Genomic DNA, 13,864 nt, shown 5'->3' on the forward strand with positions numbered 1-13,864 from the left:
AAAAAGCTTGCACAGATGAACGAAGCGATCACAGGAGAACGGGGGTTTTTATACATTTCCAGATTACCATGTGGCGGATCTCCCGGAAGGGATCAGACGCGTCTAGCGGGAACGCCCGAGCCTTCTCCTTTTGCATGGAGATCTTCCGGCTTTGGGATAACCTCCCCTGGTACAAATATTGCTCCGCTATGAATTAGGATTTTTTAGCAGATCATCGGAAAACAAGGTCTCATCTGCGATGATCGAAATTTATTTCATCGGGAGCGAAGGATGACACTGAAGAAAGAAGGGCTCCTCTCGACACACGATCAGGAGATTCGCGCGCGCATCTTAAACAGCCTGAAGCGCAGCGCCGTGATCGAATTCCCTCCCGACCTTCGGATCGTTGTCTCCGCCGGGGTGGTCCGTCTGGAAGGGTCTGTCCTCCTGCTCGCCGAAAAAGCGATGATCGAAGACACCGTCCGTTTTACCGAAGGGGTGTTGGCGGTCGAGAACGCGCTTCGGATCGTCCCCTGCTCCGCAAGGAGGGCTGCATGAGACGAATTGCAATCAACGGATTCGGCCGGATCGGCCGCGCCTTTTTGAGAATCGCCCTTCAAAGGGAGGATAACGATTTGGAGGTCGTCGCCGTGAACGACATCTCCGATCCGGAGAGCCTTGCCTACGCGTTTAAATACGATTCGGTTCACGGAAAATGGAAACATCCCTTCGAGGTGGAGCGGAACCATTTTGTCGCGGATGGGAAGAAAATTGCCGTGCTCAGCGAGGCCGATCCCTCCCGGCTTCCCTGGAAAGAGTGGGACGTGGAAGGGGTGGTTGAATGCTCCGGGAAATTTACGAACCGAGAGGGGGCCTTGAAACATCTGCAAGCCGGCGCGCGGAAGGTGCTTGTTTCCGCCCCCGCCCGCGACGCCGATCTGACGATCACAATGGGGGTCAACGAGGATCGCTACGACCCCCGGCGCCATCACATCGTGTCGAACGCCTCCTGCACGACCAACTGCATCGCCCCCGTCGCCAAGGTGCTCAACGACGCCTTTACGATCGAACATGCCCTGATGAACACGGTCCATGCCTATACTTCTTCCCAGGTACTCCTCGACCGCCCGAAGAAAAAAGACAAACGAAGAGGCCGGGCCGCGGCCCTTTCCCTCATCCCGACCACCACCGGCGCGGCGATCGCGGCGACCCAGGCCCTTCCGGAGCTGGCGGGGAAAATCAACGGGATGGCGATTCGCGCCCCGATCCCGGACGTTTCGATCCTCGATCTGGTCGCCCAGACGCGGGAGCCGGTCGATGTGGAGAAGATCGTCGGGGCCTTCCGGAAGGCGGAGCAGAACCCCCGCCTCGCCCCGATTTTGCAAGTTTCCGAAGAGGAACTGGTCTCGATCGACTACATCGGCTCCCCCTACTCCGCCGTGATCGACGCGCCGTCGACGATGGTCGTCGGCGAGCACCTGCTCCGGGTCCTGGCCTGGTACGACAACGAATGGGGCTTCTCGAACCGTCTTGTCGATGTGACGAAACTTTTATAGCCCGAAGGAGAGAACGCGATGACTCTGAAAGAGATGCCGAACACGAAGTGCAGGAAGAAAGAGCCCGAGCGAGAAACCTCCTGCCTCAATCGGGACGGGGGACGCTACTTCATCATCCACCGGGTCAGCCAGTTCGCAAAGCGAAACCCGAACAAAGAGATGCAGAAGCGGCTGAAGGAGGTCGATCGGCTGGAAAGATACAGGGGATGATATACAGCGCCGGCCCGAAAGCGGGCCGGCCGCCGCCTCAAAGTTTTTGAACTCTCGGTATCGGAAGGACCCCTAGTCAACCCTTGCCGGAGAAGCGTTTGCAACATCCTTTGCGAGCATCCCCATCCGGATACATATCAGCCATTCCTTAAACAGACGCCACACCTTTGCAACCCTGCGACAGACTCTTCGCGCGAACGCCCTCCGTGAAGAACTCCCGCACTACGCTCTCGCTTGTCAAAGAACTTTGTCACCTCAATGGCGGAGAGGTGATGGTTCGGCGCCCGTAGGCTGAATCACTCTAGCATTTCACGACGGTTGAGCCTCCCACATTGAGAATTCGATTCCTCCCTTGACCTCCTGAAAAAGAGGTAATACAATGGAGATACATTGAATCAACCTTGTCTTGGAGGCTCAATATGATCAAACGTCTGACCAAACACGGCAACAGCCTGGCACTGGTGATCGACCGTCCGGTGCTCGACCTTTTGGAGATTGATGATCAAACCCCGCTCTCGGTGACGACCGACGGGAAGTGCCTGATTATCGCTCCGGCTCCGGATGAAAAACGCCGTCAATCATTTCAGAACGCGCTGAAAAAGGTGAACAAACGTTATGGCCGCGCTCTTAAGAAATTGGCCGAGTGAAAAATGGAGCCGATCTTTCTCACCTTGGAAGAGGCGATCGAAATCCATGCCGACCAGATCACCCATTACGGGGGAACCGCCGGCATCCGGGACATGATGCTCTTGCAATCGGCCGTGGCGATGCCCCAGGCCGGATTCGGAGATCAGTATCTCCATACAGATCTCTTCGAAATGGCGGCAGGCTACCTTTTCCATATCGTCCAAAACCATCCTTTTGTGGACGGCAACAAACGGGTCGGCGCGGCAGCGGCCCTGGTTTTTCTGGAACTCAATCAGGTCGATCTTAAAATCACCAATACCGCTTTGGTCCAGCTTGTTCTCGATGTTGCACAGGGTCGGGCCGGCAAAGCAGCCGTCGCCGAGTTCTTCAGGAAAAAGCCCATACGGAATGAAGACTAATTTTTTTCTTTTTCCCCGATGCGGTTTTGCCACGGCATTGATCTTCCCCTTCTGATACTTTCCCGCCACCTTCCACGCCTCATTCTCCACCATCCGTCTCAATCGCGCCGGCGCGGTTATCTCCACCTGCGCCCCGGAGCGTCCGCTCATGGCAGGTCTCGGAGAGGGCGTCGGCGATCTGCCGAAGGGTCACCCGCCCGTTCGACTCCAGCAGCTTGAGAATCGTCATTGGCGGATCGGCTGATCGGCGCGCGGCATGCGGTCTTTACACAGAGGATGATGGGCAATGGCGGCATGGTATCGAAACAGATTTAAAAAGGCACCGGAAATTCCTCCGGTCGGGAAGGCCTCCGCCTCGGTCGGCTTGAATCGTCTCTCCGGAAAATCTTACAATAAAGAAGAAGGTTCTTCGGAAGGAGTACTGCATGAATGCATGGATGAAGATGAAGGAGGATATCGCCCGGGAGATGCGGGGGGAAATTCCCCGCGTCAAACGGCGGCCGGGATCGGTCTCCGAAAAAGCGGACCACTTGGCGCAGATCGGAAAGCTGCGCTACCAGATTTTTTTGTTCGAACAGAAGGCGGAGAAAAATTTCTCCGAGATCGGCGAGCGGATCTTCGAGCTCGCCGAGGCGAACGGCGCGAAGAACCCGGTCTCCGATCCGACGATCAAGAAAAAACTGGCGGATGCGAAAAAGATCGAACGAAAGCTCAAATCACTCCATGATAAAATGGCCCAGCTCCGCGAAAGAGCCGCCTAAAAGCAGGGTGTAGCGTATAGGGTGTAGGGTGTAGGTTTAGGGTATAGGGAACCGCCCCCCTACACCCTACCCCCTGTACCACCCCACACCCTACACCCTCTCTTATATATGCAGCCCCTCCGGAAGGGGTGCGCCTCTCTCGAATCGATCCCCCGCAAGGGGGGCGAGATCGAGCGTCCGATAACGTCCTTCGACGATCAACTCCGCCAGCGCCTGGCCGGCGGCATACGACTGCATCACCCCCCGGCCTGAAAAAGAATGGGCCTCGAAAACCCCCGCCAGGCCGGCCGCCGCGCCGATGATGGCGCTTTTGTCGGGGGAGACTTCATAGAGCCCGGCCCACCCGCTCACATACTTCAACTTTTCAAACCGGCTCCCCCGCTCCCAGAGCCGGGGCCAGATCTCCTGTAAAAAGAAGTCGTATCCCTCGTCCTCGAAACGATACCCTTTCGGCTCGGTCGGAACCGAGTATCCCGCCAAAAGGTTATTCGCTTCGGCATGGAAATAAAGACCGGTCGTATCGACGATCATTCCGAAGGGGGTCAGATCGACCTCCCGGCTGTGGGCGACGGAGACCTGGCGCCGGACCGGAGCGGAAGGGATCTCTTTTCCATAAAGCCGGGCGAGCCGGGGCGCCCACGGCCCGGCCGCGTTCACCACGATGCGCGCCGAGATCGTTTGGGTCGCGCTCCCCTCCGGGAGGGTCCCCTCTGTGAGGAACGGCGTCACCTCTTCCTGAGATCGGATCTCGCGCAGGAGGAGGCTGTCGATCCGCCCCTGCGCCATGGCAATCCGCTCCACGGCATGGCGGTCGATCCAGGCGACCCCCCGCTCCGACGCGACCCGGCGATAATGTAGTTTTAAGAGATTCGGGTTGATCAGGCCGTCGCGGGGGGAAAAGGTCGCCGCCGCCACCCCTTCCAGCCGATCGAGGAAAGGATATCGGGCTTGAACCTCGGACGGGGTCCACTCCTCCACCGGAACCCCCAACCGCCGTTGCGCCGCCAGCCGCTCTGCGGCCCGCCGCCACTGCTCCGGATTGTAGAGCCAGAGGTAACCTTTCTGTTGAAACCCGACCTCGGCCGCCACCGTCTCGTAATAGGCGATCGATCGCCTTCCCAATTCGATATTGATCGGCTGCTCCCAGGTGGCGCGGACCCCGCCGGCATTCCGCTCGGTCGAACCCCACGTCCCGGAGAGGTCGATATCGACCACGCCGATCCGACCGCCCCCCCGTTCCGAGAGGGCCATTGCAATGCTGCTCCCGATAATCCCGCCCCCCACGATCAAAATATCGAATGGCTCCAAAGCGCTCTCCCGATGAATCAGATCTGCTTCCCGTCTTCGACCATTATATCCAAATTCGGTCGGATCACCAATCTCGGAGACGAATGATCAACGGTATTTGGGTGCTGTACTTGGGCACCGCACTTGCACATTACAAGAGACCAATGTGTGCGGGAGTGCTTCAGATCACAAAAGAAAGAGCGCAGCGGCCGCTTCCATCGGCGGCCCCTCTCAGCGCGCGTCTGATTTCTGAACCGGGTTGTAAACGTTTCGCACTTTTTTTCATTTTGGCCCACTTGCACTCCTCCGGGAGAGCAGGGAAGCCCAAGGGGAGCCCCCCCACCGGATCCCCCCCAAGTCCGGCTGTTCGTTCAACGAACCCGGGGGGGTCTCTCCTTGCAAGTCTTAAACAAGAAATAAATCTTCTCCCTCACGGCTCCCGCCCAGCGCCTCACCAGTTCTGTCCTTCATCCCTTGACCTTTTAAAACGATCCGCTATAATCTCAATCGCATCGGATGGAAGCCGGTCCGGCGTCGGATCGGATTGAAAACCCAAGGAGGCAAGGACCGCTCTGATTTCTTTTCTACACCCTGATCGTGAGCCGCGGAGGGGCCGTCAGGCCGGGTTCTCCCTGCTGGAGTTGATGATCACCATGGTCATCATCTTCGTCCTTGCGATGATGGCGCTTCCCCTTTCAAAAAATATCTCCAAGCGGGCCAAAGAGACGGAGCTGAAACAACGCCTCCAAATCCTTCGGAAAGCAATCGACGATTTCAATCGCGACTGGAACCGGGACGGGGACAACCTTCTGGGGGAGCTCTGCAAGCGGAACAAACTCACCTGCAAAGAGGTGAGCAGCCCCTTCGGATACCCCAAGAAATTGGAGCTCCTCCTGGGAGTGGAGCTGACGGGAGAGGTCGAGACGACCACCCGGCGCTATCTCCGGAAGCCCTTTCCCGATCCGATGGCCGAATCGGGCGAGTGGGGATTGCGCTGTTATACCGATCCCCCCGATTCCGACACCTGGTGCGAAGAGGATGTCTACGACATCTATACCACAAGCGAAGAGACCGCCCTCGATGAAACCAAATACCGCGATTGGTAACGGGCGGGAGCGCCGACGGGCCGCGTGAAGAGGCACACCCTTTTTCTCAGGCGGTTCTTCCTCTTTGTCCTTCTCTCCGGGTGTATTCCCCTTCCGCTCACCCCTCCCAAATTCGATCCCTCGCTGACATGGAAGACACTCGAGACCCCCCATTTCTCGATTCACTTTCATCAGGGGGAAGAGCGGGCCGCCGCGGAGGCGGCGCGCCATGCGGAGGAGGCCCACACCCGTTTGACGCAGCGGCTGCATTGGAGCCCTTCCGGAAAAACACAGCTGGTGTTGGTCGACCACGCCGACCGGGTCCAGGGAGAGGCGACCCCTTTTCCCTATAATACGATCTACATCAACCCTTATCCCCCCGCCGCCGGGATCCTCACCCCCATCCGGTATCGGAATTGGCTCCGGGCGATTATTTTTCATGAATACACCCACATCGTCCAGCTCGATCAGGCGCATCGACTCCCCAAGGTGTTCCGGTATATTTTCGGCCGCGCCATTCTGCCGAATGTCTGGCAGCCGCTCTGGCTGCTTGAAGGACTGGCGACATACGAGGAGAGCGAGGCCGGAACGACCGACCGGTCCGACGGGACCTTCTCGGAGATGCTCCTTCGAACCGCCGTTCTGGAAGATCGATTCAAGTCGATCGACCAGGCGCATCTTCCCGACAGCTGGCCCGCCGGAATGACCCCTTATTACTACGGGGCCGCCTTTCATCGCTTCCTGCGCGAGCGCTACGGAGAGGAGAAGATCGCCGAGTGGAGCAACCGGTACAGCGGCCGCCTCATTCCCTTTTTCATCGAAAGCAATGCGGAGGATGTCTTCGGCAGACGCCTCGGCGCGCTCTGGTGGGAGTGGAAAGATTCACTTCAGGAAAAATATCGCCGGGAGGCCGCGCGTTTGAAGGAAGAAGGAATCACGACCCCTCGCCCCCTGAGCCGTTCCGACTTTTGGAAGCTCGCCCCCGTCCCTTCCCCCGACGGGAAACGGATCGCCTACACCGAGATCAACCGGCGGGAATATCCAAAGATCAAATTTCTCGCCTCCGAAGGGGAATCGACGTGGAATACATCGGAAGAGAATTCGATCCGGCGAAACTCCGATGCCGGACTCTCCTGGTCCCCCGACGGAAAATCGATCGTCTTCTCCCAGATGGAGGTGATCGGAAATTTCTCCACCTATAGCGATCTTTACCGGTTTGATCTGGAGGAGGGAAAGCGCCGGCGGCTGACCCAGGGGCTGCGGGCGAAAGACCCCGATTTCTCGCCGGATGGACAACGGGTCCTCTTCGTCCGGCAGGAGATCGATCGGAGCGCTCTCTGGATCTGGGAAGACGGAGAGAGCCGTCTCCTCCTCGCCGGCGAGCGGGATCAATTCTTCGCCGCCCCCCGCTGGTCGCCCGACGGTAAGCGGATTGTCCTCTCCCTCTGGAGCGGGGGAAATCAGGACATCGCGCTTTATGATCTCGATTCGAGTCGTCTCGATCGGGTGATGGAAGATGCGGCGCTCGACTTCACCCCCGTCTGGTCTCCCGATGGAGAAGTCCTTCTCTTTGTTTCCGATCGGGAAGGGGTCTTCGATCTTTTTGCCTACACTCTTTCCGACCGGCAGTTCTATCGGGTCACCCGTCTCTTGGGAGGGGCCTTCACCCCCTTCGTCTCCCCCGATTCGAGGTCGATCTTCTTCTCCTCCTATCATTCGGACGGATTTGAGATTGCGTCGATCCCGTATGATCGATCTTCCTGGAAACCGATCTCCATCGCGGCCGCGGCGCCGGCGGAAGAGGCTTCCCCTGTGAATGCACCGCCGATCGAGGAGGCCGGCCGGGTCCATTCCTACTTTGAGCCGGCGACCCTTCTCCCCCGGTTCTGGGTCCCCCTCTTTGGGGTCGATGAAGAGGGGCTGACCGTCGGCGCGCTGACCGGAGGGGTCGATCCGCTCGGGAAGGACCGCTACCTTCTCAATCTCTTTTACGGTTCGGAGAGCGACCGGTTCTCCTATCAGATCGATTATTGGAACGATCACTTTACCCCGACCCTTCATTTCCAGTGGCTCGACCGGGCCGACCCCCATGGGGATCTGCTGATCGAGCCGGACGGGGATGAGAAAACCTACTGGGAGCGGAACCGGCGGTTTCGCATCGAAGCGATCTTTCCTTTCCTCACCTTCGAGCGGCAGTCGTTTATTTCGGTCGGTTATCAGCGGGAGGCGCTCGCGTCGCTGACCGATATTGGCGCGTCGCTGGTGATTCCGGAGGAGGGGGTCTTAAGCGGGCTTCGTCTCTCTTGGATCTACAACAGCGCCCATGAATACGGCTTCTCGATCAGCCCGGAAGAAGGGCGGCGCCTCTTCCTCACTCAAGAAATTTTCCGCCGGAAGTTCGGTGGAGATTTCAACCGGCGGAGGACGATCGGCGCATGGCGCGAATATTATCCCCTCCCCTGGCCCAACCAACTCTTCGCCGCCCAGCTCTCCGGGGGGCTTGCGCGCGGCGATCTCCTCGTTCAGCGGAGTTTTCAGCTCGGCGGGCTGACCGCCCCCTTTGCCGATTTTCAGGAGGAGCCCTTCCTCCTCCGCGGATATCCGGCGCGGGAATTCCGCGGCGAGCGGGCCCTTTCCTTCTCGGTCGAATACCGCTTTCCGCTCAGAAACGTCGAGCGGGGATGGGGGACGTTTCCCTTCTTCGTTCGCCGCCTGCACGGAACCGTTTTCGGAGATCTGGGAGATGCCTGGGACGAGGGAGAGGGGGGACCCTCCTTTAAAAGCGGGGTCGGCGGCAGTCTTGGAACCGATTTTTATCTCGGTTATTATATTCCCGTTCGTCTTCAAGGGGGGGTTGCGAGAGGGCTCAGCGAGGAAGGAATCACACTGGTCTTTATCACCCTCGGGAATGCATTTTGATGCGAATCAAAACGGCGGCGGCGAATCGGTCGGATTGAGTCCGGATGACGAAGGGGGGGACGACGGGGTTGCAGGAGGGACCGGCGCTTTCGACGGCGGCGGGTTGTGAATCGCCTGCTGCGGATTGTACTCGAAGAGCCACTCCGAATATTTCTTCTTTCCCTCGAAGCTTTTCAGCTCTTCCGGAAAATTTCCGATCTTGAGGGGGGTCTCTTCGCTGGCGCTGCGAACCCCCTTCACCCGGCCGCTTCCGTCCCGGAGGAGAACCCACTCCCCCCCGGTGACCGGGTCGGGATAAATCTTCCTCAAATAGCGCCGGATTCCCGGAGAGCCGGGATCTTTGATCAAATCGTCGAGCCTCCGGGGATACTGTGAGAAACCGGCCCGGCCGGTTCGATAATAGAGCTCGATCCCCCGCCGGATCGCCTGGCCCCGGAACAACAGCTCCGTTTCCTTCTCCCGCTTGGCGACCGTGGTCAACTGCCGGGCGGCGGTGCCGATCATCGTTCCGATCAGCACGATCGAAAACATCACCGTCAAAAAGGTAAACCCGTCTTGATTGGATCGAAACGAACCGGAGCGGCTTGCCGCGATCACCGGGCCCTCCGATAGATCCCGGTCGCCACCGTGCCGGCATAGACGATACTGTTCTGCTGCGGATCGGCCAGAATCGCATAAATAGGGGAAGCCATCCCGTCATCGAGAGGACTCCAGTTGACCCCCTCGTTGAGGCTCTTAAAAACGCCGGCGTCGGTGCCGGCGTACATCCCCGATCCGAACGGAGACAGGGCCGGGTCGAAGGTAATGACGTGAACACGAATCCCGTTCAAATCGGAAACTCCATTCCAGCTCGCGCCGCCGTCGCTGCTCTTGAAGAGCCCGGCCGTCGTTCCGGCGAAGAGCACCGACGGAAATTCCGGATGCACGGCGAGGGCAAAAACGCTCCGGGCGGAGAGGTCGTCCCCCCCGCCGGGGTTCTCCTCCGTGACACGGACCCATACGTCGGAGCCGTCATCGACCACCTTAAAAATGCCGTTCTGAAACATCCCGGCAAAAAGGGTCGGCGGACTTCCCGGAAGAATCGCCAGACTGTGGACGCCGCCGGTCGGCAATGTCGCGCTTACATCGGTATTCATCGGCGACCAGGTAAGATGCCCGTCCGATCCGACCGTCCCCCGGAACACCCCGCCGCCGGAGGTGCCTGCGTAGAGCCGCGTCGGCTCGCCCGGATCGACGATCAAGCTGCTGACGAACTTCGTAATCTGCTGGGCAGGCTGGCCGGCCGGGCCGTTCTCTTCCCGCCAGCTGGCGCCGCCGTCGAGACTTTTATAGATGCCGTCGCCGGAGAGCGCGGCGTAGAGGATTCCCGGCTGATCGGGGTGAGCGGCCAACGCCTGAACCTCCCGGGAGGCGAGCCGCGTGTTCACGGCGGTCCAGGCCTTCCCCTGATTCACACTCTTGAAAACCCCTGCGGAGCCGCCGGCGTACAAGATATTTCCCGAGGTGGAAATCATCGACTTAACCGATGCAAATGGAAGGGGGTTCGAGACGTTCTCCAGACTTCCGAGGTCGATCGCCGTCCACTGGCTTCCCCCATCCGTGCTCTTGAACACCGTACCCACCCCGCCCGCATAAAGGAGGCTCCGATTCTGAGGATGAATCAGAATAGCCCGGATATCGGTCGTCGTCAACCCCTGGTTGATCGTCGACCAGGCGGCTCCTCCATCGGTGCTTTTGAAGATCCCGCCGGTCGCGCTGGTCGCATAGAGGATCCGGAAATCGCTTGGATCGATCATAATCGATGTCACCGATTCCATGGACGGAGCGCCGATGGAAACCCAGCTGCCCGTTCCATCGGCGCTCCCCTGATAGATCCCCTCCGGCGTCCCGGCGTAGAGAATACCCCTCGGCCCGTCGAGAGTCAAACTCAGAATCCCCAACCCGGTCAGACCGGCGTTATTTAAAACCCAGTTATCGCCGCCGTCGACGCTGCGATACACCCCTCCCCGCGTTCCCGCATAAAGGGTCGGAAGGCTGGTGTGCGACACGGTCGGGTCGATCAACAGGGCGGAGAGATCGAGGCCGTCTCCGGTCCCAAGACCGGTATTGCTTGCTTTGCGAAACTCACCGGCCGGCCCGCTGGAAAAGACCCCGCCACCGCCGGTTCCGACATAAAGGGCGGTCATCCGCGCGGGGGTGGCCGACACTTCCGGAGAGGGAGCCGTCGGATTTCCACTTTGTGTCACAACATAGTAATAGGGGGTCCCGTTGGAGATATTGTTCGTATCGGTAAAGGAGGTCCCGGTGATCCCATCTTCGATCAGATTAAACAGATCTGTGACATCAACGCCTGCTTCGTCCTCACGATAGACCCTATATGTCCCGGCGCCGGAGACGGTTCCCCACCGAATCGTATTCTGGCCGTCTCCCGCCGTCACCTTGGTGGCGCTGGGGGGAGGATTCTGGCCGGTCACGTTTTCCGGAACGGCTGAAACCATCGCCGAGGGGGTCGTTTCTTCTCCGTTCACAACGGCGATCACGGCATAATAGTAGGGGATTCCATTCGTCAGGCCGGTATGGACATAACTGAGCGCCACCGGATCGGGCCGATCGAGCAGGGTCCAGGTGGCGGTATCGAATAACGGAGGGGTCGTGCAGCCGGGACAGGCCCGGAAGTAGAGCTTGTAAGCGGTGGCATTGGGGACTGCATTCCAGCTCAATGAATTGCTCGCATTTCCGGCACTCACATCCATGTTGCTCGGTGGGGCATAGGGATTAAAGACCGCCGCGTAGGCGGTGTTCTGAACCAGACCCGATCCGATGATTTGCCAGGAAGCGCCGCCGTCCTCGGTCTTGAAGAGCTCTCCCCCCGCCAAAGCGGCGTAAATCTTCAGCGGATTGATCGGATCGACGATCAGGGAGCGGACCGGCTGTCCCGGAAGGCCCCGGTTGGCGGCGCTCCAGGTGGCGCCTCCGTCGGTCGTTTTATAAACGCTGACCGTGGAGCTGGCGGCATAAATGACGTTTGAATTGGTCGGATCGGTCGCCAAGGCGTAGAAAATCCCCTTGGATAAGTCGCTTGTGTCGCTCCAACCGGTCGGTTCCGGCGACTCGCGCGGGCCGGTGTTTCGGGGATCGTTGCTGCAACCTGCCAAGAGCACGAAAAGAAAGAGGAAAAAAATACCGCTCTGCCATCCTTTTTTCATCATTATCCCTAGAAATACTCATCAAAAGGATAGTCGAAGAGTCCAGTACTGTCAACGCGTTCGGCCTCGACTTGACTTGCCTCCCCCCTTTCCTTAGAATGAAGCAACATTTCTGGAGCTTGGCGGATGAAACGAGAAAAATCGGCGGCCCTCTTCCAAGAGGCGGAGAAGCGGATTCCGGGCGGGGTCAACTCCCCGGTTCGGGCTTTCAAATCGGTCGGCGGAAACCCCCTCTTTATTAAAAAAGCGAAAGGAAGCAAGCTCGTCGATGCGGACGGAAACCGCTTCATCGACTATGTCCTTTCGTGGGGGCCGATGATCGTCGGCCATGCCCATCCGAAAGTCGTGGAGGCGATCAAAAAAGCGGCCGAAAACGGAACCAGCTTCGGCGCGCCGACGGCCTTGGAAATCGATCTCGCCAAATCGGTTCAGGCCAACTTCCCGCTGATGGAGCGGGTTCGATTCGTCAACTCCGGAACAGAGGCGACGATGAGCGCCATCCGCCTGGCGCGCGCCTTCACCCGGCGGAACAAGATCATCAAGTTCGAAGGCTGCTACCACGGCCACGCCGACTCCCTCCTCGTAAAAGCCGGATCGGGCGCGACGACCCTCGGCATTCCCGACTCTCCCGGCGTTCACCCCGACCTCGCGCGCGATACGATCACCCTTCCATTCAATAATTTAAAGTTGCTTCAGAAAACATTGGAACAGGAAGGAAACCAGATCGCCTGCGTGATCGTGGAGCCGGTCCCGGGGAATATGGGAACGATTGTTCCGGAAGACGGTTATCTCCCCGGATTACGGGAGCTGACGCGGCCGTTCGGGACCGTGCTGATCTTCGATGAGGTGATGTCCGGCTTTCGGATCGCCCCCGGCGGGGCGCAGGAGCGTTATGGAATCCGTCCCGACCTGACCTGCCTTGGAAAGATCATCGGCGGGGGACTTCCGGTCGGCGCGTACGGCGGAAAGCGCGAAATCATGGAGATGGTCGCGCCGGTCGGTCCGGTGTATCAGGCCGGAACCCTTTCCGGAAATCCGATCGCCATGGCCGCGGGGCTGGCCACGCTTTCTCTGTTGAAGGATTTGAGCGTGTACGAAAAACTCGAACGCCGCGCCGCCGATCTGGCCGAGGGGCTCGCCGACGCCGCGCGGAAAGCCAAGATCTCCGTTCAAATCAACCGGGTTGCCTCCCAGATGACCCTTTTCTTCAACAGCAACAAGGTCGCCGACTACACGACCGCCCTCCAGTCGGACCGGGACCGCTTCTCGAAGTTCTTCCTCGCCCTTCTGGAACAGGGAATTTATCTCCCCCCTTCTCAATTCGAGGCCTTTTTCCTCTCGACGGCCCACAGTCCATCCGATATTGAGCAGACCGTCGCGGCGGCCTACCGGGCGTTCAAAAAGCTCTAATGACGACGCAGCCCCGCCCCTCTCCCCCTCCGTTTGACCGCGAACAATTTCTGACGCGGAGCAATCAGGCGCTTCATCGGATTGAACGAAACGGGCTGATCATTCTGGCGGGGATCGGACTGGTGACCCTTCTTTTCTTCGGCGCGTTCGGGGCGTCGATGATGATCGGCGGGGTTCTGGGGATGTTTAACTTTCGAAGCCTCCACCGTATGTTTCAGCGAAGACTGATCGATCCCTCCCGCCGGCATAAAGAACAGCTGGTCTACAGCGGAAAGGTCTTCTTGATTGTCGGTCTTTTCTTTTACATCATCCAGTGGAAGGAGATCAGCGTCGCCGGCATCCTCATCGGCTTTTTTTTAATGACCAGCTCGGTCTACCTGGAGACGCTGCGAAAATAACAGGGTC

At 59.0% G+C, this 13,864-nt stretch carries 14 protein-coding genes; 10 read left to right on the forward strand and 4 right to left on the reverse strand.

Annotation, left to right across the window (positions count from 1 at the left end):
- The first annotated feature begins 270 nt into the window (after positions 1-270).
- The 5 genes from MCM46_05235 to MCM46_05255 all read left to right on the forward strand — a co-directional run bounded on the left by MCM46_05235 (position 271) and on the right by MCM46_05255 (position 2,791).
- Positions 271-537, forward strand: coding sequence for a BON domain-containing protein (locus MCM46_05235; GenBank protein MCG3111211.1), 267 nt, complete (start codon positions 271-273; stop codon positions 535-537).
- On the forward strand, positions 534-1,535 hold the full coding sequence (gap, locus tag MCM46_05240; GenBank protein ID MCG3111212.1) for a type I glyceraldehyde-3-phosphate dehydrogenase: 1,002 nt from the start codon (positions 534-536) through the stop codon (positions 1,533-1,535). The genes MCM46_05235 and gap overlap by 4 nt, the downstream gene beginning before the upstream one ends.
- 18 nt (positions 1,536-1,553) lie before the next feature.
- On the forward strand, positions 1,554-1,745 hold the full coding sequence (locus tag MCM46_05245; GenBank protein MCG3111213.1) for a hypothetical protein: 192 nt from the start codon (positions 1,554-1,556) through the stop codon (positions 1,743-1,745).
- 419 nt (positions 1,746-2,164) lie between these two features.
- On the forward strand, positions 2,165-2,392 hold the full coding sequence (locus MCM46_05250; protein ID MCG3111214.1) for a hypothetical protein: 228 nt from the start codon (positions 2,165-2,167) through the stop codon (positions 2,390-2,392).
- Between the two features lie 3 nt (positions 2,393-2,395).
- Positions 2,396-2,791 (forward strand): type II toxin-antitoxin system death-on-curing family toxin, encoded by a 396-nt coding sequence (locus MCM46_05255; GenBank protein MCG3111215.1) that lies wholly within the window; start codon positions 2,396-2,398, stop codon positions 2,789-2,791.
- 79 nt (positions 2,792-2,870) lie between these two features.
- Here MCM46_05255 and MCM46_05260 read toward each other — a convergent pair whose 3' ends face one another.
- Positions 2,871-3,020 carry a hypothetical protein gene (locus tag MCM46_05260; protein ID MCG3111216.1) on the reverse strand — a complete coding sequence of 50 codons (150 nt, stop codon included), beginning with the start codon at positions 3,018-3,020 and terminating at the stop codon, positions 2,871-2,873.
- 196 nt (positions 3,021-3,216) lie between these two features.
- On the opposite strand from MCM46_05260, the gene MCM46_05265 reads away from it, so the two are divergent.
- Positions 3,217-3,552, forward strand: coding sequence for a hypothetical protein (locus tag MCM46_05265; protein MCG3111217.1), 336 nt, complete (start codon positions 3,217-3,219; stop codon positions 3,550-3,552).
- A 102-nt stretch (positions 3,553-3,654) separates the two neighbouring features.
- On the opposite strand, the gene MCM46_05270 is transcribed toward MCM46_05265, so the two are convergent.
- Positions 3,655-4,860, reverse strand: coding sequence for an FAD-binding oxidoreductase (locus MCM46_05270; protein MCG3111218.1), 1,206 nt, complete (start codon positions 4,858-4,860; stop codon positions 3,655-3,657).
- A 623-nt stretch (positions 4,861-5,483) separates the two neighbouring features.
- Between MCM46_05270 and MCM46_05275 the strand changes: the two genes are divergently transcribed.
- Positions 5,484-5,945, forward strand: coding sequence for a hypothetical protein (locus MCM46_05275; GenBank protein MCG3111219.1), 462 nt, complete (start codon positions 5,484-5,486; stop codon positions 5,943-5,945).
- A 24-nt stretch (positions 5,946-5,969) separates the two neighbouring features.
- The gene (locus tag MCM46_05280) at positions 5,970-8,843 is read left to right on the forward strand and encodes a hypothetical protein (GenBank protein ID MCG3111220.1); all 2,874 of its coding nucleotides are present in this window, start codon (positions 5,970-5,972) and stop codon (positions 8,841-8,843) included.
- 6 nt (positions 8,844-8,849) lie between these two features.
- On the opposite strand, the gene MCM46_05285 is transcribed toward MCM46_05280, so the two are convergent.
- A complete protein-coding gene (locus tag MCM46_05285; protein ID MCG3111221.1) occupies positions 8,850-9,440 on the reverse strand; it encodes a type II secretion system GspH family protein in 591 nt (196 codons plus the stop codon).
- A complete protein-coding gene (locus tag MCM46_05290) occupies positions 9,437-12,052 on the reverse strand; it encodes a hypothetical protein (GenBank protein ID MCG3111222.1) in 2,616 nt (871 codons plus the stop codon). Before MCM46_05290 ends, MCM46_05285 begins: the two co-directional genes overlap by 4 nt.
- Positions 12,053-12,175: 123 nt before the next feature.
- Here MCM46_05290 and hemL point away from each other — a divergent pair, with 123 nt between their 5' ends.
- Together hemL and MCM46_05300 are read left to right on the forward strand one after the other, a co-directional pair.
- Entirely contained in the window at positions 12,176-13,459 is a 1,284-nt protein-coding gene (gene hemL, locus MCM46_05295) for a glutamate-1-semialdehyde 2,1-aminomutase (GenBank protein MCG3111223.1), read from the forward strand.
- Entirely contained in the window at positions 13,459-13,857 is a 399-nt protein-coding gene (locus MCM46_05300; GenBank protein MCG3111224.1) for an ATP synthase subunit I, read from the forward strand. Before hemL ends, MCM46_05300 begins: the two co-directional genes overlap by 1 nt.
- The last annotated feature ends 7 nt before the right edge of the window (positions 13,858-13,864 follow it).

The sequence above is a fragment of the Candidatus Manganitrophus morganii genome, assembly GCA_021651055.1.
Lineage (GTDB): Bacteria > Nitrospirota > Nitrospiria > SBBL01 > Manganitrophaceae > Manganitrophus > Manganitrophus morganii.